Below are 20,584 nucleotides of genomic sequence, written 5' to 3' on the forward strand. Positions count from 1 at the left end.
GGGCTGTCTGCCCCCCGGACCCCCCGAGAGTATTTTTCCAAAGAGCAAAGGGGAACGTCATGGCGCAGCGGAAAGCCGTTCGCTGGCATATCCCGGTGTTTCTGGCACCGGCGGTTCTGGTCTATACCGCGATCATGATCATCCCGCTTTTCGGGACGTTGAATCTGTCGCTGTTCAATCTGGACGAAACGAAGACGCGGGTCTTTGTGGGCCTGGCGAATTTCGCGACGCTGTTCGGTGATCCGCGCTGGTCGCAATCGTTCTGGAATGCGCTGGCCAACAATGCCTGGTTCTTTGTGGTGCATATGCTGGTGCAGAACCCGATCGGCATTCTGCTGGCGGCGCTGCTGTCGTCGCCGCGGCTGCGGATGGCGGCCTTTTACCGCACGGCGATCTTTATCCCGACGATCCTGTCTTTCGTGATCGTGGGCTTCGTGTGGAAGCTGATCCTGTCGCCGATCTGGGGCATCGCGCCGGGGTTGCTGGATATGGTCGGGCTGAAAAGCCTGTTCGCGCCCTGGCTCGGGAAAGAGGAATATGCGCTGACCACGCTGGCGCTGATATCGGTCTGGCAGTTCGTGGGCATTCCGATGATGCTGATCTATGCGGCGTTGCTGTCGATCCCCGATGAGGTGATCGAGGCGGCGGAGATGGACGGCGTGACCGGCTGGTCGCAGTTCTGGAAGATCAAGCTGCCGCTGATCCTGCCCAGTATCGGCATCATCTCGATCCTGACCTTTGTCGGCAATTTCAACGCTTTCGACCTGATCTATGTCAGCCAGGGCGCGCTGGCGGGGCCGAATTTCGCGACCGATATCCTGGGGACGTTCCTGTATCGCACCTTCTTTGGCTTTCAGTTGCAACTGGGCGACCCGCATATGGGCGCGACCATCGCGACGGCCATGTTCGTCATCATCCTGGTGGGGGTCTGCTTCTACCTGTTTGCCATCCAGACGCGGCTGCGCCGCTATCAGTTCTGAGGAACGGCCATGTCACAAGTGCACCATTCCCCCGCCCGCAGCATCGCGGCCCATGCCATCCTGATTGCCTGGACGATCGTCGCGCTGTTCCCGGTCTTTGTCGTCGTCATCAACAGCTTCAAGTCGCGCAAGGCGATCTTTGCCGATCCGCTGGCGCTGCCGGTGCCGGGGAATTTCGATCTGGTCGGCTATACGACCGTGCTGGCGCAGGGGGATTTCTTTCAATACTTCCTGAATTCGTTGATCGTGACCGTGGGGAGCCTGTTCTTTGCCCTGCTGTTCGGCGCGATGGCGGCATTCGCGCTGTCGGAATACCGGTTCAGGGGCAACATGCTGACCGGGCTTTATCTGGCGCTTGGCATCATGATCCCGATCCGGCTGGGCACGGTGGCCATTCTGCAATTGATGGTGGCAAGCGGGCTGGTGAACACGCTGACGGCGCTGGTGCTGGTCTATACTGCGCAAGGTCTGCCGCTGGCGGTGTTCATCCTGTCGGAGTTCATGCGCACCGTCTCGGCCGATCTCAAGAATGCCGGGCGGATCGACGGGCTGAGCGAATATACCATCTTCTTCCGGCTGGTCCTGCCGCTGGTGCGGCCGGCCATGGCGACGGTGGCGGTCTTTACCATGATCCCGATCTGGAACGACCTGTGGTTTCCGCTGATCCTGGCGCCGTCGGAGGCGACGAAGACCATCACACTGGGCAGCCAGGTCTTCATCGGGCAGTTCGTGACCAACTGGAATGCGGTGCTGGCGGCGCTGAGCCTTGCGATCGTGCCGGTGCTGATCCTGTATCTGATCTTCTCGCGGCAGTTGATCCGCGGCATCACGGCGGGGGCGGTGAAATGATCCGGGTTCTCGTTGCCGGGCTGGGGAATATGGGGCGTAGCCATGCGCTTGCCTATCATCATGACCCCGCGTTTCAGATCGTCGGGCTGGTGAACCGATCCGCAGTCGATCTGCCAGAGGAATTGCGTGCCTATCCGCTGTTTGCCGATTATGCCGAGGCGCTGGCGGTGGCGCGGCCCGACCTGGTCTGTGTGGCGACCTATTCCGACAGCCATGCCGATTATGCGGTGGCGGCGATGGAGGCCGGGGCGCATGTCTTTGTCGAAAAGCCGCTGGCGACGACGGTGGCCGATGCGGAGCGGGTGGTGGTGACCGCGCAGCGGCTGAACCGCAAGCTGGTGGTGGGCTATATCCTGCGTCATCACCCCAGTTGGCAGCGCCTGATCGCCGAGGCGCGGGCGCTTGGCGGGCCTTATGTGTTCCGGCTGAACCTGAACCAGCAATCCGCCGGCCCGACCTGGGAGGTGCACAAGGCCCTGATGCGCACCACGCCGCCCATCGTGGATTGCGGGGTGCATTACGTCGATGTGATGTGCCAGATCACCGATGCCGCGCCGGTGGAGGTGCGGGGCATGGGCCTGCGCCTGTCGGACGAGATCGCGCCCGAGATGTATAATTACGGCCATTTCCAGGTGCTGTTCGCCGATGGATCCTGTGGCTGGTATGAGGCGGGCTGGGGTCCGATGATGTCGGACACCGCGTTCTTCGTGAAGGATGTCGTCAGCCCGCGCGGCGCCGTGTCGATCCGCATGCCTGACACGGCGCGGTCGGACGATATTGATACGCATACCAAGACCTCCACCCTGCGGGTGCATCGGGTGGGGCAGGGGGACGAAGACCTCAGCATGGCGGACGAGCCGGGCCATCAGGCCCTGTGCGGCCGCGAGCAGGCCTTTGTCGCCCGTGCCATCGCCGAGGATCTGGACCTGACCCGCCACATGACCGATGCCGTGCGGTCGCTGGCCATCTGCCTTGCGGCGGATGCCAGCGTGCGCAGCGGCCAACCCGTAAAACTGTAAGGAAATCCCATGGGCGCTTTGACCCTTACCAATGTCGCCAAATCCTTTGGCGCGACCGATGTCATCAAGGGCGTGGACCTTCAGGTCGAGGATGGCGAATTCTGTGTGTTCGTCGGTCCGTCGGGCTGCGGCAAATCCACCCTGTTGCGGATGATCGCCGGGCTGGAGGATGTGACCGGCGGCGATGTAAAGCTGGATGGCGTGCGCATCAACGATCTGGCCCCGGCCAAGCGCGAGATCGCGATGGTGTTCCAGAGCTATGCGCTTTATCCGCATCTGACGGTGCGCGACAATATGGGGCTGGCGCTGAAACAGGCGGGCGTGCCCAAGGCCGAGATCGCGGCCGCCACCGAAAAGGCCGCGGCGATGCTGAGCCTGGATGCGCTGATGGGCCGGCGGCCGTCGGAGCTTTCGGGCGGGCAGCGGCAGCGGGTCGCGATCGGCCGGGCCATCGTGCGGACGCCCAAGCTGTTCCTGTTCGACGAGCCGCTCTCGAACCTCGATGCCGCGCTGCGGGTGCAGACCCGGATCGAGATCGCGAAGCTGCACCGCGATCTGGGTGCCACGATGATCTATGTGACCCATGACCAGGTGGAGGCGATGACGCTGGCCGACAAGATCGTCGTGCTGCGCGCGGGCCGGGTGGAACAGGTGGGCCGCCCGATGGATCTGTATAACGACCCCGACAATACCTTTGTCGCCGGCTTCATCGGCAGCCCGCAGATGAATTTCCTCAAGGGCGGGCCGCTGGGCCTGCGCTCCGACACGCTGGGCATCCGGCCGGAACATCTGACGCTGGGCGCGGAGGGCGGGCAGATCGCCGGCCGGGTCAGCCATGTGGAACGCCTGGGCGGCGAGACGCTGGTCTATGTGCATACCGAGGATCAGGGGCTGCTGACGGTGCGCTTGTTCGGCGAACACCATCACGCGGTGGACAGCGCCGTCACGCTGGGCATCGACCATGCCCGCGCCTTCCATTTCGACGCTGCCGGTCTGCGCCTGCGCTGATCGCTTGACATCGCATCCCCGCCCGGGCCTATTGCCCGCATGGGGATGCGCGACCTCCCCACGAGGCGACAGCCGAAGTTCGCGTTCCAGACGATAGATCCGTGCGACGGAGGGGAACGCCATGCCTGCACCTGATGCCATAACCTGTGACAAGCTTGCCAAGCTGATCGGGACGCCGCGCGCGCCGGTCGTGCTGGATATCCGGCGCGAGGCGCTGCGGGCAGAGGACCGCCGCCTGATCGCCGCGGCGCGGCCGCTGCCCGATGCGGCGCTGACCCCGGCGGGGCTGGCCGCGCTGGCGGCCGATCTGGGGGCCGATCTATCAGGCCCCGTGGTCGTCGCCTGCGCCGAGGGGCATGGCCGCAGTCAGGGCCTTGCCGCGTGGTTGCGGCAGGCGGGCATTGCGGCGGAATATCTGGAGGGCGGCTATGCGGCCTGGCGGGGCGGCGGCCATCCGACCTTTGATCCGGGGCGCATCACCGGGCGTGACGCGCAGGGGCGCAGCCTTTGGGTCACGCGATCGCGCCCCAAGATCGACCGCATCGCCTGCCCCTGGCTGATCCGCCGCTTTGTCGATCCGCGCGCGGTGTTCCTGTTCGTCGCCCCGTCCGAGGTGGCCCCGGTCGCGGATCTTCTGGGGGCGATGCCCTTCGATATCGAGGGCGTGTTCTGGAGCCATCGGGGCGAGACATGCAGCTTTGACACCATGCTGGCCGAGTTTGGCCTGCGCCTCCCGGCGCTGGACCGGCTGGCGCTGCTGGTCAGGGGGGCCGATACCGCGCGGCCCGACCTCGCACCCGAGGCGGCGGGGCTGCTGGCGGCCTCGCTGGGGCTGTCGCGCATGTATGCCGATGATCTGGCGCAGCTTGAGGCGGGGATGATGCTCTATGACGCGTTTTATCGCTGGGCGCGCGACGCCAGCGAGGAACGGCATGACTGGCCGGCGCGCGGGGGGGCGGCATGATGGCGCGGCCGGCAATGCCGACCCTCTCCGAGGCGACGCGGGTCTGGGCGCGGATCGCGCTGCTGTCCTTTGGCGGCCCGGCGGGGCAGATCGCGGTGATGCACCGGGTTCTGGTCGAGGAACGGCGCTGGCTGGGCGAGGCGCGCTTTCTGCATGCACTGAATTTCTGCATGTTGCTGCCCGGCCCCGAGGCGCAGCAACTGGCGACCTATATCGGCTGGCTGATGCATGGCGTGCGCGGTGCGCTGATCGCGGGCGGGCTGTTCATCCTGCCGGGGCTGCTGGCCATCATGGGGCTAAGCTGGGTCTATGCGATCTGGGGGCAGGTCGGTTGGGTGGCGGCGCTGTTCTTCGGGCTGAAGGCGGCGGTACTGGCCATCGTGGTGCAGGCGGTGCTGCGGTTGGGGCGGCGGGCGCTGACGACGCCCGCGCTGCGCGGCATCGCGGCGGGCGCCTTTGTCGGCATCTTTGCCCTGGGGGTGCCGTTTCCGCTGATCGTGGCGCTGGCGGCGCTGATCGGGTTTCTGGGCGCCCGGGCGGGGCTGACGGGGTTCCGGGCAGGGGGCGGCCATGGTGCGGGCACGGGCCCTGCGCTGCGCGATGCCGACAGCGTTCTGGGGCCGGATCTGACCCTGCCGCCCGCGGCACGCCGCGCCGCGCTGCGGGCCGGCTTGGCTGCGCTGGTGCTGTGGCTCTTGCCGGTGGTGATGCTGGTCTGGCTGGTGCCGGGCAGTGTCTTTGCCGGGATCGCGCGCTATTTCGCGGGCCTTGCGGTCATGAGCTTTGGCGGCGCCTATGCCGTGCTGGCCTGGGTGGCGCAGGATGCCGTCGGCAGCTTTGGCTGGTTGCACCCGGGCGAGATGCTGGATGGTCTTGGCATGGCCGAAACCACGCCGGGGCCGCTGATCATGGTGCTGCAATTCGTGGGCTTCATGGCGGCCTTCCGCGAGGCGGGCTGGGCCGCGCCCTTGCTGGCGGGCAGTCTGGGCGGGCTGCTGGCGACATGGGTCACCTTCGCGCCTTGCTTTGCCTGGATCCTGCTGGGCGCCCCCTATATGGAGCGGCTGCGCGAGAGCCGCGCGCTGGCCGGGGCGCTGGCGGCGGTGACGGCGGCGGTGGCGGGGGTGATCCTGAACCTTGCGCTGTGGTTCGCGCTGCATGTGATCTGGGCCGAGGTCTGGATCTGGCAGGCCGGGCCTGTGCGGCTGAGCCTGCCGGTGCTGACAAGCATCAACCCCTGGGCGGCCATCCTGGCGGCGCTGGCACTGCTCGCGGTGTTCCGGCTGCGGCTGGGCATGGCGACGGTGCTGGCGGGGGCCGCGGCCCTGGGGCTGGGCCTGCATCTGGCGGGGCTAGTCGCCTGACCGGCGCGGGTCACGGCGTCAGGCAGGTGACCCCGGGCAGCGTGGCGATATAGGCCATGTCGCGTTCATAGGTTTCGGTCAGCCGATCGAGCAGCGCCGCATCCCATCCGGGCAGGTCCACCTCGGTTTCCATCTGGTCGGGGCGGGCGAACTTGTCGAGAAAGGCCGACACGATGCGCCGCCGCTGCGCGATGGTCTGTGGCGGATGGGTATCGAGATAGGCGCCCATCCGTTCCATCCCGTCTTCGGTCATCAGCGTGGCCAGCAGATCGTCGCTGCCCTCCAGCCAGAGGTCATCGGGATGGGCGCTGACCGCCTGCAAGACCTCGGGCCAGACCAGCGGCGTATCCTCATCGGCCCAGACGGTGATCGGCACGCCGGGATTGCGTTCCAGCAGGTCCAAGATCAGGTCGGACCAGCGCAGTTCGGCCAGATCGGTATCGCCGATGAATTCGTCATAGGGCCGCCCGCGCTGGCGGCGATAGAGTTCCGGCAGATAGGTGGCCGGGTTGCGCAGGGCGAGAAAGAATTCGGCCTCGATCTCGGGAAAGATGTTGCGGATCGCCTTCATCCGGTCGCCGCCGGTGCGGTAGAAACGGCCCTTCACTGCCCAGGCCGGAAAGGCCAGAAAGTTTTCCCATGACAGGACGAGCCGGTCGGCGATCTCGGCCTCCATGATCTGATCCAGCACGATGGCCTGGGTCTCGGTCGGGGCGACCTGTCCCTTGAGCTGGATCGCCGTATCCCGGATCAGGTTGCGATAACGGTCAGGGGCGGGCACCTCGATGCCATGGGCGGCCAGGGCCTCGGCGTTGCGGTGCAGCGTCCGCACAAGGCGGTCGTCATCGGTGCAATGCACCCCGAGGTGATAAGCGATACGCATCTGCCTGCCTGCCGTTCTTGTTCTTTGCGCCGATTATAGGCGTTTTTGACGCGCAGGGAACCGTCTTGCTGAACCGTGGCTGCGGCATGGCCCCGGGGCGGGGCCATGCGGCGCGCGATCAGCGGCGCACCAGCGCCTCGTATTCGGTGGCGATGTCGCGGGTCAGCGCGCCCACCTCGAACATATAATCGCCGATCTGTCCCACCGGCGTCACCTCGGCCGCGGTGCCGGTCAGCCAGCATTGCTGGAAATCGGCCAGTTCGGCGGGCTGGATATGGCGCTCATGCACAGTGATGCCCTTGGCGCGCAGCATGCCGATCACGGTTTGCCGGGTGATGCCGTTCAGGATCGCGTCGGGCAGCGGGGTATGCACTTCGCCATCCTTGACGAAAAAGATATTGGCGCCGGTCGCCTCTGCCACATAGCCGCGATAGTCGAAGAACAGCGCGTCCGAGCAACCCTTGGCCTGTGCCGCGTGTTTCGACATGGTGCAGATCATGTAAAGCCCGGCGGCCTTGGCGGCGGTCGGGATGGTCTCGGGCGAGGGGCGTTTCCATTTGGCGATGTCAAGCTTGGCGCCCTTCATCTTGGCATCGCCGTAATAGGCGCCCCAGCTCCAGCAGGCGATGGCCAGACGAACGGGGTTACCCAGGCTCGCCACGCCCATCTCCTCGCCCGCGCCGCGAAAGGCCACGGCGCGCACATAGGCATCGGTCAGGCCATTGGCGGCCAGCACGGCCTCTTTGGCGGCGTTGATCTGTTCGACGCTGTAGGGGATCGGCATGTCGAGCAATTCGCCCGATTTCAGCAGGCGTTCCGAATGTTCGGTCGATTTGAAGATCTTGCCGTTGTAGCAGCGTTCCCCCTCGAACACCGACGAGGCGTAATGCAGGGCATGGGTCAGGATATGGACCTTGGCATCGCGCCATTCCACCAGATTGCCATCCATCCAGATCTTGCCGTCGCGATCGTCATAACCGGCCATCATGCCCCTCCAGATTTTCATATGTTGCGCAATTCGCGCAGATTTCAGCGTGAAAGTTGCGCAAAATCTGTGCGTCGCTAACAGTTGCGTCTTGGAAAGTCAACAAGGCTGACGTAACTTCGGCGCGAAGTGAGGGGGGCCGCGATGAGTGAACCGGGTGCGGGTGGCGAAAGCCTGCTGTTTCTGACCGATGAGCAGTTGCGCAAGGGCATCGAGGCGATGTTCTTTGCCTATCGCGGGTTTACCGCCGACCCCGACCGCATTCTGGACGGGCTGGATTATGGCCGCGCGCATCACCGAGCCTTGCATTTCATCCATCGCAGCCCGGGCACCACGGTCAACAACCTGCTGAACATTCTGGGCGTGACCAAGCAAAGCCTGAACCGCGTGCTGCGCGGCTTGCTGGATGACGGGCTGGTGGAAAGCCGCGTGGGCAAGCAGGACAAGCGCGAGCGCCATCTGTTCCTGACCGCGCGCGGCGCGGAGCTGGAGCGGCAATTGTCCGACGCGCAGCGGGCGCGGATGCGCGCCGCCTATCGCGCGGCGGGGCCGGTGGCGGTGCAGGGCTTCCGTCAGGTGCTGGAGGCGATGATGGACCCGGAGATGAAGCGCCAGTATCTTGCGCTGAAGGAGAGTGGGGCATGACCGAACCGCAAGCGCATCTGCTGGTCGTCGATGATGACGAACGCATCCGGGGCCTGTTGCAGAAATTCCTGATCCGCAGCGGGTTTCTGGTGACGGTCGCCCGCGATGCGGCACAGGCGCGGCGTCTGCTGGCCGGGCTGGATTTCGACATGATCGTGCTGGACGTGATGATGCCGGGCGAGGATGGCATCGCGCTGACCCGCGATCTGCGGGCGCGGCTGTCGGTGCCGATCCTGCTTTTGACCGCCAAGGGCGAGGCGGTGAACCGGATCGAGGGGCTGGAGGCCGGCGCAGACGATTATCTGGTAAAGCCGTTCGAGCCGAAGGAACTGCTGCTGCGCATCAATGCGATCCTGCGGCGGGTGCCGGCGGTCAAGCCGCAGGCGCCGGGGCCGAAGGTGCTGCATCTGGGCGAAGTGCGCTATGACATGGAGCGGGGCGAATTGTGGCGCGGCACCGAACCCGTGCGCCTGACCGCGACCGAGGCGCAGCTGATGCGCATCTTCGCGACCCGCCCGGGCGAGGCGGTCAGCCGCGAGCGGCTGGTGGGCGATCTGGGTCCGACCGAAGAGACCGGCGACAAGGCGCAGGAACGGGCGGTGGATGTGCAGATCACCCGCCTGCGCCGCAAGATCGAGGTCGATCCCAAGCAGCCGCGCTATCTGCAAACCGTGCGGGGCGCGGGTTACATGCTCCAGCCGGATTGATCTGCCCGATGCTGCTGTTCAGCCACGAGGATTGCCAGGATCATGCCGAGCCGCCGGGCCACCCGGAGCAGGCGGCGCGCCTGGTGGCGGTGGCGCGCGCGCTGGCGGGGTTCGATCTGGAGCGCCGCGCGGCGCCGCTGGCTGCGCGCGCGGATCTGCTGCGCTGTCATCCGGCGGGGTATCTCGACCGTGTCGCGGCGGCGGTGCCGGCCGAGGGGTGGGCCTTGCTGGACGGCGACACCTATCTGGCGCCCGGATCGTTGCGCGCGGCAGAACGCGCGGCGGGCGGGGTTTGCGCGGCGGTGGATGCGGTGATCGCGGGCGAGGCCGCGCGGGCCTTTGTCGCCTGCCGCCCGCCGGGCCATCACGCGGAAACCGCGCAGGCCATGGGGTTTTGCCTGTTCGGCAGCGTGGCGATCGGGGCAAAGCGCGCGCTGGATCATCACGGGCTGTCGCGCGTGGCGGTGCTGGATTTCGACGTGCATCACGGCAATGGGACGCAGGATCTGCTGTGGAATGAAGCGCGGGCGATGTTCGTCTCCAGCCATCAGATGCCGCTTTACCCCGGCAGCGGTGCGGCGTCAGAGATCGGAGCGCATGGTCAGGTGCTGAACCTGCCCTTGCGGGCCGGGACGGGCGGCGCGGCGATGCGCGCGGCCTGGGGGCCGGCCCTGGAACGGGTGCGCGCCTTCGCGCCCGAGCTGATTCTGCTCAGCGCCGGTTTCGACGCGCATGAGGACGATCCGCTGGCGAGCCTGTGCTGGCAGGCAGAGGATTTCCGCTGGCTCACCGCGGCGATCTGCGATCTGGCCGATGCGGTCTGCGGCGGGCGGGTGGTATCCGCGCTGGAGGGCGGCTATGATCTGCCGGCGCTGGCGGCCTCGGTCGCGGCGCATGTCGATGCAATGCTGCGGAGTGGCGGATGACCGAGAAACCGATTGCCGAGATGAGCTTTGAGGAGGCGATGGCCGCGCTGGAGGCCGTTGTGACCCAGTTGGAGCGCGGCGATGTGGCGCTGGATCAGAGCATCGCCTTTTACGAACGCGGCGCGGCGCTCAAGGCCCATTGCGAGGCGCGGCTGAAGGCCGCCGAGGAAAAGGTGGAGATGATCCGCGCGCAAGAGGGCCGGGCGGTGGGTGCCACCCCGGTTGAGGGGCTGTGAGCTTTCCCGACCTGCTGAAACAGGATGCCGCGCGGGTTCAGGCGCGGCTGGATGCGGCGCTGGCGGCGCATGACGATCTGCCGGTGGTGCAGGCGATGCGCTATGCGGTGCAGGGCGGCAAGCGGCTGCGTGCCTTTCTGGTGCTGGAATCGGCCCGGCTGCATGGCATTGCCCCTGAGGCGGCGGTGGCGGCGGCGGCGGCGGTCGAGGCGCTGCATGCCTATTCGCTGGTCCATGATGACCTGCCCTGCATGGATGATGATGACCTGCGCCGGGGCCTGCCGACCATCCATGTGAAATGGGATGAGGCGACCGCCGTGCTGGCGGGCGACGCCTTGCAGACGCTTGCGTTTGAACTGCTGTGCGACCCCGCGCTTGGCCCGGCCGACCGGCGGTTGGCGCTCGTGGCCGGTCTGGCGCGGGCCAGCGGGGCCGAAGGCATGGTGCTGGGCCAGGCGCTCGATATCGCCGCCGAAACCGCCGCGACACCGCTGACCCTGCCCGAGATCACCCGCCTGCAAGCCGGCAAGACCGGCGCGCTGATCTGCTTTTCCGCCGAGGCCGGGGCGCTGCTGGCCGGCGCCGACCCCGCGCCGCTGCGCGCCTATGCCACGGCGCTTGGCCTTGCTTTCCAGATCGCCGATGACATTCTGGATGTGGAGGGTGACGAGGCCGCGACCGGCAAGCGCGTGGGCAAGGATGCCGGCGCGGGCAAGGCGACCTTTGTCTCGCTTCTGGGTCTGCAAGGCGCCAAGACCCGTGCCGCCGATCTGGTCGCACAGGCGGAAACCGCCCTTTCACCCTATGGTGAGCGGGCCTCTGCCTTGATCGAAGCGGCGCGCTTCGTTATCTCGCGCCAAAGCTGACGCCCACATTCAGCCAAAGGGCTGCCATGACCGATCGACCCAAGACCCCCGTGCTGGACCGCGTTCACCTTCCTTCCGACATGAAGGGGCTGAGCGACCGTGACCTGCACCAGCTGGCCGATGAATTGCGCGCCGAGACGATCAGCGCGGTTTCCGTCACCGGCGGCCATCTGGGCGCGGGCCTCGGTGTGGTGGAACTGACCGTCGCGCTGCATGCCGTGTTCGACACGCCGCGCGACAAGCTGATCTGGGATGTGGGGCACCAGTGTTACCCCCACAAGATCCTGACCGGGCGGCGCGACCGCATCCGCACCCTGCGCAGCGAAGGGGGGCTGTCGGGTTTCACCAAGCGCAGCGAAAGCCCGTTCGACCCGTTCGGGGCGGCGCATAGCTCCACCTCCATTTCTGCGGCGCTTGGCTTCAAGGTGGCGGCCGATCTGGGCGGCGATCCGGGCGACGCCATCGCGGTGATCGGTGACGGGTCGATGAGCGCGGGCATGGCCTTTGAGGCGATGAACAATGCCGGCCATCTGGGCAAGCGGCTGTTCGTCATCCTGAACGACAATGAAATGTCCATCGCGCCGCCGGTGGGGGCGCTGTCGTCCTATCTCAGCCGGCTTTATGCCGGGGCACCGTTCCAGGAATTGAAGGCCGCCGCCAAGGGCGCGGTCAGCCTGCTGCCCTCGCCCTTTCAGGAAGGGGCGCGCCGGGCCAAGGAAATGCTCAAGGGCATGACGGTCGGCGGCACCCTGTTCGAGGAACTGGGCTTCAGCTATGTCGGCCCGGTGGACGGGCATGACCTCGACCAGCTTCTGCCGCTGCTGCGGACCTGCAAGGCGCGGGCGACCGGGCCGATGCTGATCCATGTGATCACGAAAAAGGGCAAGGGCTATGCGCCGGCCGAGGCCGCGGCCGACAAAGGCCATGCCACGGCGAAATTCGACGTGCTGACCGGCGTGCAGCAAAAGGCCAAGTCGAACGCGCCCAGCTATACCAAGGTCTTTGCGCAAAGCCTGGTGGATGAGGCCACGCGCGATGACAAGATCGTGGCGGTCACCGCGGCGATGCCCGATGGCACCGGCCTGAACCTGTTTGCCGAGCGTTTCCCCAAGCGCTGCTTTGACGTGGGGATAGCCGAACAGCATGCCGTGACCTTTGCCGCAGGTCTGGCGGCAGGGGGGCTGAAGCCGTTTTGCGCGATCTATTCCACCTTCCTGCAACGCGGCTACGATCAGGTCGTGCATGACGTGGCGATCCAGCGTCTGCCCGTGCGCTTTGCCATTGACCGGGCCGGGCTGGTGGGGGCCGATGGGGCCACCCATGCCGGCAGTTTCGACGTGGCCTTCCTTGCCAACCTGCCCGAGATGGTGGTGATGGCCGCCGCCGATGAGGCGGAGCTGGTGCATATGGTCGCCACCGCCGCCGCCTGGGACGCGGGGCCGAGCGCCTTTCGCTATCCGCGCGGCGATGGTGTCGGCGTGGAGATGCCCGAGCGCGGCATCCCGCTGGAGATCGGTCGCGCGCGCCTGCTGCGCGAGGGCGGGCGCGTCGCGCTGCTGTCGCTGGGCACGCGGTTGGCCGAGGTGCTGGTGGCGGCCGAGGCGCTGGCCGCGCGTGGCATCGCCTGCACCGTGGTCGATGCCCGCTTTGCCAAGCCGCTGGACCGCGCGATGATCCTGCAACTGGCCCGTCATCACGAGGCGCTGATCACCGTGGAAGAGGGCGCGATTGGCGGCTTTGGCAGCCATGTCGCGCAATTGCTGGCCGAGGAAGGCGTGTTCGACCGCGGCCTGAAATATCGCTCCATGGTGCTGCCCGATACGTTCATCGACCAGGCCAGCCCCGAGACGATGTATGCCGTCGCCGGCATGAACGCCCCGCAAATCGAGGCGAAGGTGCTGGAAACGCTGGGAATTGCCGTGATGGGCCTGCGCGCCTGACCGCCACTGCGCGCCGCCCGCCCCGCCCCGATAACCGCTTGACGCCACCGCCGGAAGAACCTAATGAAGCCAAGGCTCCGGCGGGTTGGCGGAGAGGTTACGCAGCGGATTGCAAATCCGTGAAGACCGGTTCGATTCCGGTACCCGCCTCCAAATAATCTCTCAAGTATCTGGATCCAAACAGAAATTCTGGTAGAGATTTTATCAACCCACCAAACAACCAACCTTCTCCAGGGCGCTTGCTTGCGTCTTCATGCGACAAAGAAGGGTGTTATGTGCGTGTCACGCCTTCCCATGGCCCTTAGCGTGTTAAGCTAAGGTGATCAGTGGCCGTATATGGGGCGAGCTCGACTGCACTCACTCGTCCGGCGCGACCAGTTCTGTGTGGCTGACACCGATGGCCTGCGCGAGTTCGTAGAGGGTGATGATCGTCGGGTTGCGCTGGCCTCTTTCAAGGCCGCTCAGATATTGCTGGCTGAAGCCTGACCGCGCCTCGACCTCTTCCTGTGTGAGGCCTTTTGCACGCCGCAGGCGTGAGAAGTTCCGACCGACGAGTTTGCGCATATCCATGCGCGGCACCATCGCCCTTCGCGAGGGCTGGAATTATCAATTATAATATGGATTGATGCGCAGCACGGCATTTCCAATGGCACCGTCTTTCCGCAGTACCCTTCATAGGCACTCCACATGACGCCCCTTCGACCCAAGCCCCTGATCCCCGCCCTTCTTGCGCTTTGCCTGACAAACATCCTGCCTGCGCAAGCCGACATCCGGTTTGCCTCGTCGCAAGATGGCCCCTATGGCGCGATGTTTGCCGGGCGCCTGACAGGGGAGATCACGGCAGCAGACGCTCAAGCCTTCAGCGCGCAGATGGAACAAGCCAGCACGGCAACGATCCGGCAAATGCAGCTCGACTCCATCGGCGGTGATCTGGCTGCCGCCTTTGCCATCGGTCGCCTCATGCGCAAGCACCAATTTGACAGCTTGGTCCTGCCAGATGGTCAAAGAGACAGCGCGTGGGTTTTTGTTCTGGCTGCTGGGATCGATAAGGTGGTGAAGGAGACTGTGGGCATCCACCCTCCCTACTTTTCGGCGATTTCTTCCTAAGATGTGCAGACGGCATTGCAGGAGGTGAAGCGCGACGCAGAAGCGTATCTGACCGAAATGAACATCCCCACGCGCTTGGTGGAGGAGATGTTCAGCACTGATCCAGCAGAGATGCGCAATCTGACACGACCGGAGCTGGAAGCTTATCGCCTCATCGGCTTGGATTATGTGGTGCGCGAACAGCGCGCGCAGCAGATGGCCGAAGAGCATGGCATCAGCCGCGAAGCCTATGAGGCGTTCCGCCAAGAGCTGAACCACAAATGCACGATTTTCACCGGGCTGCCGGAGCCGATGCTGCTGCGTGTGTCCCAAGTCGCCGAGCGCCACGGCATCCAGCTTTAAGTGCTTGAATGAGGCTTATGATGAAAACTGCACTCTGGACTGTCGGCCTTCTGGCGTTCGCCACGCCTCTGTTTGCGCAAAACTGGGTGTCATTGGGTGGGGACATGAACAGCGAAATCGACCTCGATTTCGTTCATCGCCGGGACGATCTGCCGGTTGCACGCATGCGCTTTTCCGTTACCGGCGCGCAGGGCACGGGCGGGATGACTTTGGAAATGGGCGCGATATGCACAGAAGGGTATCTGTATATCTTCGATGGCACGACCCATGCCAGTTGGTCATCGCGCATCATCGACATGCCCGAAGATGTACCAGAGGCCGAGCGCATCATCACGATGCCTGCCCCCCACCCCGCATTCACCAATTTCTTCGCCTATCTCTGCCGCCAGTAGGTGCGGTGCAGCCAAGGCAGCCATGCGTATCGGACTCCAACCCAGCATTCAGAGAGGATAATCAAATGACACCACAAGAGATCGAAGCCGCCATTCTGTCAGCGATGACCAACGCGGTTCCCAAGGCTGAGCGCAAACGGCGGCAGGCGGAATTGAACGAGGAAGCCGCAGTACGCGCGCAGATGGCAGAGGCCGAGATCGCAACCCTGATGTCCTCGGTGCAGTCTCGCTACGAGGCCTGGTCCGAGGCCGCCCGCCTATTCCTCAAGCCCTGACCTTATCGCAGTTGGGACGCGCGACACTGCGTGCGCTCCAACTGCATACTTCCAGTTCCCGACACTTTGGCAAAATGGGCCTTAACTTTTTATGCATAGGGTGGACCTCATAACCATCTGTGTAAAAACATAAAACTTGTTTAACTTTGAGTCGCCTTCGCCTCAGCATCGACTGACGGACTGATATGATGGGGACAATCGCAGGCGCAGCTTGCATCCTGCGCGCATAGGCCTTTGAACAGATGCGGTGGATGCCCTCACCCCGTGGTCATCGCGTATGCTGCCGCATCAGTTTAGTCTTCCCCATGCACAGGTCGCCTTGCGAGAAGGCCATGGCTTGCGGGAATGATCAGGATGCCGTGCGACTGGATTTCACCTTCTGGCTGCATTAGGGTCGGCGCAAATTTCTCCGAAGGGCAGGTTTATCGATGGCATCCAGCGACCTTGGCTCCGACCTTGGCATTGAAGCCGCGCTGTTCAAGGCTGCCGACAAGCTGCGCGGCAATATGGAGCCTTCGGATTACAAACATGTCGCCTTGGGCCTGATCTTCCTCAAGCACATCTCGGACGGGTTCGAACTGAAGCGGCAGGCGCTGCTGGCCGAATACCCGGAGGGGGCCGAAGACCCGGACGAATACCTGGCCGACAACATCTTCTGGGTGCCGTCCGAGGCGCGCTGGTCGCATCTGCAAGCCAGCGCCAAGCAGCCCATGATTGGCCGCCTGATCGACGAGGCGATGATGGCCATCGAGAAGGTGAACCCCTCGCTCAAGGGCGTTTTGCCAAAGGATTATGGCCGCCCCGCCCTCAGCGCCGTCATGCTGGGCGAGTTGATCGACCTGATTTCCGGCATCGCCTTGAACGAGGGCAAGGACCGTGCGCGCGACCTGCTGGGCCGGGTCTATGAATACTTCCTCGGCCAGTTCGCGGGCAGCGAGGGCAAGCGCGGCGGCGAGTTTTACACCCCCCGCTCGGTCGTGCGCACCATGGTGGAGATGCTGGAGCCCTATAAGGGCCGCGTCTACGATCCCTGCTGCGGCTCGGGCGGCATGTTCGTGCAATCGGAAAAATTCGTCGAGGCGCATGGCGGCCGGTTGGGCGACATCGCCATTTACGGGCAGGAAAGCAATTACACCACCTGGCGGCTGTGCAAGATGAACCTTGCCGTGCGCGGCATCGACGCCGACATCCGCTGGAACAGCGAGGGCACCTTCCACAAGAACGAACTGCCCGACCTGCGCGCCGATGTGATCCTGGCCAACCCGCCCTTCAACATCTCGGATTGGGGCGGCGAGCGGCTGCGTGAGGATGCGCGCTGGCGCTATGGCATCCCGCCCGCGGGCAATGCCAATTTCGCGTGGCTCCAGCACATCCTGCACAGCCTCGCCCCCAGCGGCACGGCGGGGGTGGTGCTGGCCAATGGCTCCATGTCCTCCACGCAAAGTGGCGAGGGCGAGATGCGCCGCGCCATGATCGAGGGTGAGGTGGTCGATTGCATGATCGCCCTGCCGGGGCAGTTGTTCTATTCCACGCAAATTCCGGCCTGCCTGTGGTTTCTGGCGAAGGACAAGTCGAACGGCATCGCCCGCGACCGCAAGCTGCGCGACCGGCGCGGCGAGGTGCTGTTCATCGACGCCCGCAAACTGGGCTTCATGGTGGACCGCACGCGGCGTGAGTTCACCGACGCCGATATTGCCCGCATCGCGGAGACCTACCACGCCTGGCGGCTGGGCGAGGGCTATGAGGATGTGCCGGGTTTCTGCAAATCGGCGAGCATCGAGGAAATCCGCGCCCACGGCCACGTCCTGACCCCGGGCCGCTATGTGGGGGCCGAGGCGGCGGACGAGGACGAGACGCCCTTTGCCGAACGCTTCGCCGCCCTGCAGGAGCAGCTGGAGGCGCAATTCGCCGAGGCCGAGGAACTGACGGCAACCATCCGGGCGCGGCTGGCGGGGGTGGTAGAGCAATGACTTCTTCCGCCCCGATCTGCATTTTGCGGGCTTCCCATGGCTGAACTAGAAACGGTCCTGCTCAGTTCCTTGCTCGCAGACGACAAGGCAATCGCTGTTGGAGTTATGTATCCCGGCGAGGATACACCGTCTGGTGTACCGCTCATTCGTGTCGCCGATATCGTTGATGGCCGCATCAGTTCGACAATTGGCTATCGGATTTCGGACGAAGTGAACGCTCAGTATCGGCGAACCCAACTGGCGGGTAACGAAGTTCTGATGACGCTTGTTGGTCGCCCTGGCATCGCCATTAAGGTTCCACCAGAAATGGGAGGATGGAACGTGGCACGGGCGCTAGCTGTTCTTCGGTTGGCCGATCCGGAGGAGCGTGATTTTTTTGTCTATGCGGTCGCCTCGCCTCAAGTTCAGCACACCATTCGAAATTGGTGCAACACAACCGTTCAGGCCACATTGAACCTAAAGGAGATCAAGGCTTTACCGCTTCCTTGGCCAGACCGAAAAACACGGCGCGCCATTGCGGCCACCCTTGGGGCGCTGGATGACAAGATCGAGTTGAACCGGAAGATGAACGCCACGCTGGAGGCCATGGCGAGGGCGCTGTTCCGAGACTGGTTCGTCGATTTCGGCCCCACCCGCGCCAAGATGGCGGGCGCTGCGCCATACCTCTCCCCCGACCTCTGGTCCCTCTTCCCCGACCGCCTCGACGCCGAGGGCAAGCCGGAGGGGTGGGAGGTTTCGACCATCGGCGACTTTATCGAGCTGCTGGACCACAAGCGCGTGCCATTGTCTTCTCAGGAGCGCGCTAAGCGGCAAGGACCGTATCCCTATCATGGGGCAACGTCTGTGATGGATCACATCGACAATTACCTCTTCGATGAACGGCTCCTGCTGCTTGGTGAGGACGGATCAGTGGCAAAGGGAGACGGACGGCCTTTCACACAGTATGTCTGGGGCAAGCTATGGGTAAACAACCATGCGCATGTGATCAAAGGGCGCGATTTGAGCGTCGAGCAACTCAAGTTGTTCTTTGACCAAATAGACATCCGGCCCTTCGTGACCGGCGCTGTGCAGCCAAAGCTGAATCAAGCGAACCTCCGGCGTGTGCCATATCTTCGCGCCAGCGATACAGTTCATTCTGCCTTCGATGCCACCATCGCCCCGCTCTATGATCTGGTAAGGCAACTGAATGAGGAATCCCGCACCCTCGCCCAGACCCGCGACCTCCTGCTGCCCCGCCTGATGTCGGGCGAGGTGCGGGTCGCCGACGCAGTAGCCGTGGCAAAGGAGATGGCGTGATGGCAGTTGCCTATCATCAGGGCCGCTTTCCGCCGGATGCGCTCAACTGGCCGCAGCTTCTGCCGCTGATCGGCCCCGCCAATGCCGCTGTCGCGCGGTATGAGGGGGTCCTGCACGGTATCCCCAACCCCAATGTCCTGCTCTCGCCCCTGACCACGCAGGAAGCGGTGCTCTCCAGCCGGATCGAGGGCACGCAAGCGACCATCGGCGAGGTTCTGGAGTTCGAGGCCGAGGGCGAACCGGGAGATGAAAGCACTGCGAAAAAGGCCGACATTCACGAGGTGCTGAACTATCGCGCCGCACTGGCCGAGGCTTCGCGCCTGCTGGACGAATTGCCACTGTCGCAGCGTTTGATCCGATTGACGCACGAACGCCTGATGCAGGGCGTGCGTGGCCGCAACAAGGCACCGGGCGAGTATCGCCGCATCCCGAACTGGATCGGCCCCGAAGGCTGCACCATCGAACAGGCCCGCTTCATCCCCTGTTCCGCCGAGGCGTTGCCGGGGGCGATGAGCAACTGGGAGGCCTATATCCATGCCGACGCCCCCGATGCGCTGATCCAGCTTTCCATCCTGCATGCCGAGTTCGAGGCGATCCATCCGTTTCTGGATGGCAATGGGCGGCTGGGACGGCTGATCATTCCCTTGTTTCTGAAATCCAAGGGCTTGCTGTCAGCGCCGAATTTCTATCTGTCGGAATATCTGGAAAGCCACCGCAGCGAATATTACGACCGGCTGCTGGCAGTCTCGCGGGATGGCGATTGGACTGGCTGGTGCGGCTTTTTCCTGCGCGCGATCATCGAGCAGGCGGGCACGAACCAGACCAAGGCGCAGGCGATCCATGCGCTGTATACCACGCGCAAGGATTGGATGGTCGAAGCGACCCGCTCTCAATACGGGGTGCGGGCGCTGGACTGGTTCTTCAGTCGCCCGATCTTCGTGGCCTCGGATTTCGTCACGCAGGCCGACATTCCCGAACCCACCGCCAAGCGCATCCTGCGTCTGGTGCGTGACAACGGATTGTTGCGTGAGGTCCGGGCGTCCAGCGGCAGGCGGCCCGCGGTGCTGGCCTTCCCGGAGTTGCTGAACATCTGCGAAGGGCGGGACGCGTTTTGAGGATCACTTGTTGGCGTCAAATTGGTTTGCGGGGCAAAATGTCGGGCAAACTGACCGACAAACTGTCTTGTGGTGCAAAAGTGATCGACAAGCCTTTGAAGCAGATCAAACCCAAGGATGTCGCCCGATGCTGACCGAAGCCGAAGTGGAAGGTGTGCTGCTCGATCAGCTTGCGGGGTTGGGCTATGCCTGTCTGAGTGACACGGTCTCGGGGCCGGATGGTGCGGTGCCGGAGCGCGAGGCTTATTCCGACACGATCCTGGCCCGGCGGTTGCGGGCGGCGGTGGCGCGGTTGAACCCGGCCATCCCCGAAGAGGCGCGGGAGGATGCGGTGCGGCGGGTCATCGCCTCGGATCGTCCCTCGCTGATCGAGGAAAACCGCCGCCTGCACCGCGCCATGGTGGAGGGTGTGCCGGTGGAATACCGGGCCGCCGATGGCACGATCCGCGGCGATGCGGTGCGGTTGGTGGACCCTGACGACCGGCTGAACGACTGGCTGGCCCTTTCGCAATTCACGGTGACCGAGGCAGGCCACAACCGCCGCCCCGATGTGGTGGTGTTTCTGAACGGCCTGCCGGTCGCGGTGATTGAACCGCGCCGGGTTTGCCGGAGGCTGATTGATCTTAGTTACGCGGCCATGGCTTCAGTTTCCAGAGCTGCGTAGAAATTGTCCTCTGCTTCTGCGGGCGGGATGTTCCCGATTGGCTCAAGCAGG

At 64.5% G+C, this 20,584-nt stretch carries 23 protein-coding genes and 1 tRNA gene; 21 read left to right on the plus strand and 3 right to left on the minus strand.

What is annotated here, in order from left to right:
• Positions 1-59 precede the first annotated feature (59 nt).
• The 6 genes from FOA17_RS13250 (at position 60) to chrA (ending at position 6,184) form a co-directional block, all read left to right on the plus strand.
• Entirely contained in the window at positions 60-980 is a 921-nt protein-coding gene (locus tag FOA17_RS13250; RefSeq protein WP_149141965.1) for a carbohydrate ABC transporter permease, read from the plus strand.
• Between the two features lie 9 nt (positions 981-989).
• Positions 990-1,829, plus strand: coding sequence for a carbohydrate ABC transporter permease (locus FOA17_RS13255; RefSeq protein WP_149141966.1), 840 nt, complete (start codon positions 990-992; stop codon positions 1,827-1,829).
• Complete coding sequence (locus FOA17_RS13260; protein WP_149141967.1) at positions 1,826-2,848, plus strand: Gfo/Idh/MocA family protein; 1,023 nt, start codon at positions 1,826-1,828, stop codon at positions 2,846-2,848. The genes FOA17_RS13255 and FOA17_RS13260 overlap by 4 nt, the downstream gene beginning before the upstream one ends.
• A gap of 9 nt (positions 2,849-2,857) precedes the next feature.
• Positions 2,858-3,856, plus strand: coding sequence for an ABC transporter ATP-binding protein (locus FOA17_RS13265; protein ID WP_149141968.1), 999 nt, complete (start codon positions 2,858-2,860; stop codon positions 3,854-3,856).
• Between the two features lie 121 nt (positions 3,857-3,977).
• On the plus strand, positions 3,978-4,820 hold the full coding sequence (locus tag FOA17_RS13270; RefSeq protein ID WP_149141969.1) for a chromate resistance protein ChrB domain-containing protein: 843 nt from the start codon (positions 3,978-3,980) through the stop codon (positions 4,818-4,820).
• A gap of 14 nt (positions 4,821-4,834) precedes the next feature.
• Entirely contained in the window at positions 4,835-6,184 is a 1,350-nt protein-coding gene (gene chrA, locus FOA17_RS13275) for a chromate efflux transporter (RefSeq protein ID WP_238991814.1), read from the plus strand.
• A gap of 10 nt (positions 6,185-6,194) precedes the next feature.
• Here the strand turns inward: chrA and FOA17_RS13280 are convergent, their stop codons facing one another.
• Positions 6,195-7,067: a hypothetical protein gene (locus FOA17_RS13280; protein ID WP_149141971.1), complete on the minus strand. Its 873-nt coding sequence runs from the start codon at positions 7,065-7,067 to the stop codon at positions 6,195-6,197.
• A 118-nt stretch (positions 7,068-7,185) separates the two neighbouring features.
• Positions 7,186-8,052: a branched-chain amino acid aminotransferase gene (locus FOA17_RS13285; protein ID WP_149142013.1), complete on the minus strand. Its 867-nt coding sequence runs from the start codon at positions 8,050-8,052 to the stop codon at positions 7,186-7,188.
• A 144-nt stretch (positions 8,053-8,196) separates the two neighbouring features.
• Between FOA17_RS13285 and FOA17_RS13290 the strand changes: the two genes are divergently transcribed.
• From FOA17_RS13290 to FOA17_RS13320, 7 genes are all read left to right on the plus strand, one after another.
• Positions 8,197-8,697 carry a MarR family winged helix-turn-helix transcriptional regulator gene (locus FOA17_RS13290; RefSeq protein WP_149141972.1) on the plus strand — a complete coding sequence of 167 codons (501 nt, stop codon included), beginning with the start codon at positions 8,197-8,199 and terminating at the stop codon, positions 8,695-8,697.
• On the plus strand, positions 8,694-9,404 hold the full coding sequence (locus FOA17_RS13295) for a response regulator (protein WP_149141973.1): 711 nt from the start codon (positions 8,694-8,696) through the stop codon (positions 9,402-9,404). The genes FOA17_RS13290 and FOA17_RS13295 overlap by 4 nt, the downstream gene beginning before the upstream one ends.
• Before the next feature lie 8 nt (positions 9,405-9,412).
• Positions 9,413-10,330: a histone deacetylase family protein gene (locus FOA17_RS13300; protein ID WP_149141974.1), complete on the plus strand. Its 918-nt coding sequence runs from the start codon at positions 9,413-9,415 to the stop codon at positions 10,328-10,330.
• Positions 10,327-10,566 (plus strand): exodeoxyribonuclease VII small subunit, encoded by a 240-nt coding sequence (locus FOA17_RS13305; RefSeq protein ID WP_149141975.1) that lies wholly within the window; start codon positions 10,327-10,329, stop codon positions 10,564-10,566. Before FOA17_RS13300 ends, FOA17_RS13305 begins: the two co-directional genes overlap by 4 nt.
• Complete coding sequence (locus FOA17_RS13310) at positions 10,563-11,432, plus strand: polyprenyl synthetase family protein (RefSeq protein WP_149141976.1); 870 nt, start codon at positions 10,563-10,565, stop codon at positions 11,430-11,432. Before FOA17_RS13305 ends, FOA17_RS13310 begins: the two co-directional genes overlap by 4 nt.
• Positions 11,433-11,458: 26 nt before the next feature.
• Positions 11,459-13,372 (plus strand): 1-deoxy-D-xylulose-5-phosphate synthase, encoded by a 1,914-nt coding sequence (gene dxs, locus FOA17_RS13315; RefSeq protein WP_149141977.1) that lies wholly within the window; start codon positions 11,459-11,461, stop codon positions 13,370-13,372.
• A 79-nt stretch (positions 13,373-13,451) separates the two neighbouring features.
• A tRNA-Cys gene (locus tag FOA17_RS13320) sits at positions 13,452-13,525 on the plus strand.
• A 204-nt stretch (positions 13,526-13,729) separates the two neighbouring features.
• Here the strand turns inward: FOA17_RS13320 and FOA17_RS13325 are convergent.
• Positions 13,730-13,942, minus strand: coding sequence for a helix-turn-helix domain-containing protein (locus FOA17_RS13325; protein ID WP_149142014.1), 213 nt, complete (start codon positions 13,940-13,942; stop codon positions 13,730-13,732).
• A 117-nt stretch (positions 13,943-14,059) separates the two neighbouring features.
• Here FOA17_RS13325 and FOA17_RS13330 point away from each other — a divergent pair, with 117 nt between their 5' ends.
• From FOA17_RS13330 to FOA17_RS13365, 8 genes are all read left to right on the plus strand, one after another.
• The gene (locus FOA17_RS13330; protein ID WP_149141978.1) at positions 14,060-14,479 is read left to right on the plus strand and encodes an ATP-dependent Clp protease proteolytic subunit; all 420 of its coding nucleotides are present in this window, start codon (positions 14,060-14,062) and stop codon (positions 14,477-14,479) included.
• A 24-nt stretch (positions 14,480-14,503) separates the two neighbouring features.
• Positions 14,504-14,821, plus strand: a complete 318-nt coding sequence (locus FOA17_RS13335; RefSeq protein ID WP_149141979.1) for a hypothetical protein — start codon at positions 14,504-14,506, stop codon at positions 14,819-14,821.
• A 20-nt stretch (positions 14,822-14,841) separates the two neighbouring features.
• Positions 14,842-15,213, plus strand: a complete 372-nt coding sequence (locus tag FOA17_RS13340; RefSeq protein ID WP_149141980.1) for a hypothetical protein — start codon at positions 14,842-14,844, stop codon at positions 15,211-15,213.
• Positions 15,214-15,278: 65 nt separating this feature from the next.
• Positions 15,279-15,488 (plus strand): hypothetical protein, encoded by a 210-nt coding sequence (locus FOA17_RS13345; protein WP_149141981.1) that lies wholly within the window; start codon positions 15,279-15,281, stop codon positions 15,486-15,488.
• Positions 15,489-15,916: 428 nt separating this feature from the next.
• Positions 15,917-17,458: a class I SAM-dependent DNA methyltransferase gene (locus FOA17_RS13350; RefSeq protein ID WP_149141982.1), complete on the plus strand. Its 1,542-nt coding sequence runs from the start codon at positions 15,917-15,919 to the stop codon at positions 17,456-17,458.
• Positions 17,459-17,494: 36 nt separating this feature from the next.
• Entirely contained in the window at positions 17,495-18,754 is a 1,260-nt protein-coding gene (locus tag FOA17_RS13355; RefSeq protein WP_149141983.1) for a restriction endonuclease subunit S, read from the plus strand.
• Positions 18,754-19,869, plus strand: coding sequence for a Fic family protein (locus FOA17_RS13360; RefSeq protein ID WP_149141984.1), 1,116 nt, complete (start codon positions 18,754-18,756; stop codon positions 19,867-19,869). The genes FOA17_RS13355 and FOA17_RS13360 overlap by 1 nt, the downstream gene beginning before the upstream one ends.
• A 127-nt stretch (positions 19,870-19,996) precedes the next feature.
• Positions 19,997-20,533 carry a type I restriction endonuclease gene (locus FOA17_RS13365; protein WP_149141985.1) on the plus strand — a complete coding sequence of 179 codons (537 nt, stop codon included), beginning with the start codon at positions 19,997-19,999 and terminating at the stop codon, positions 20,531-20,533.
• Positions 20,534-20,584: the final 51 nt, after the last annotated feature.

It is taken from the genome of Gemmobacter caeruleus (assembly GCF_008271655.1).
GTDB classification, from domain to species: domain Bacteria; phylum Pseudomonadota; class Alphaproteobacteria; order Rhodobacterales; family Rhodobacteraceae; genus Gemmobacter; species Gemmobacter caeruleus.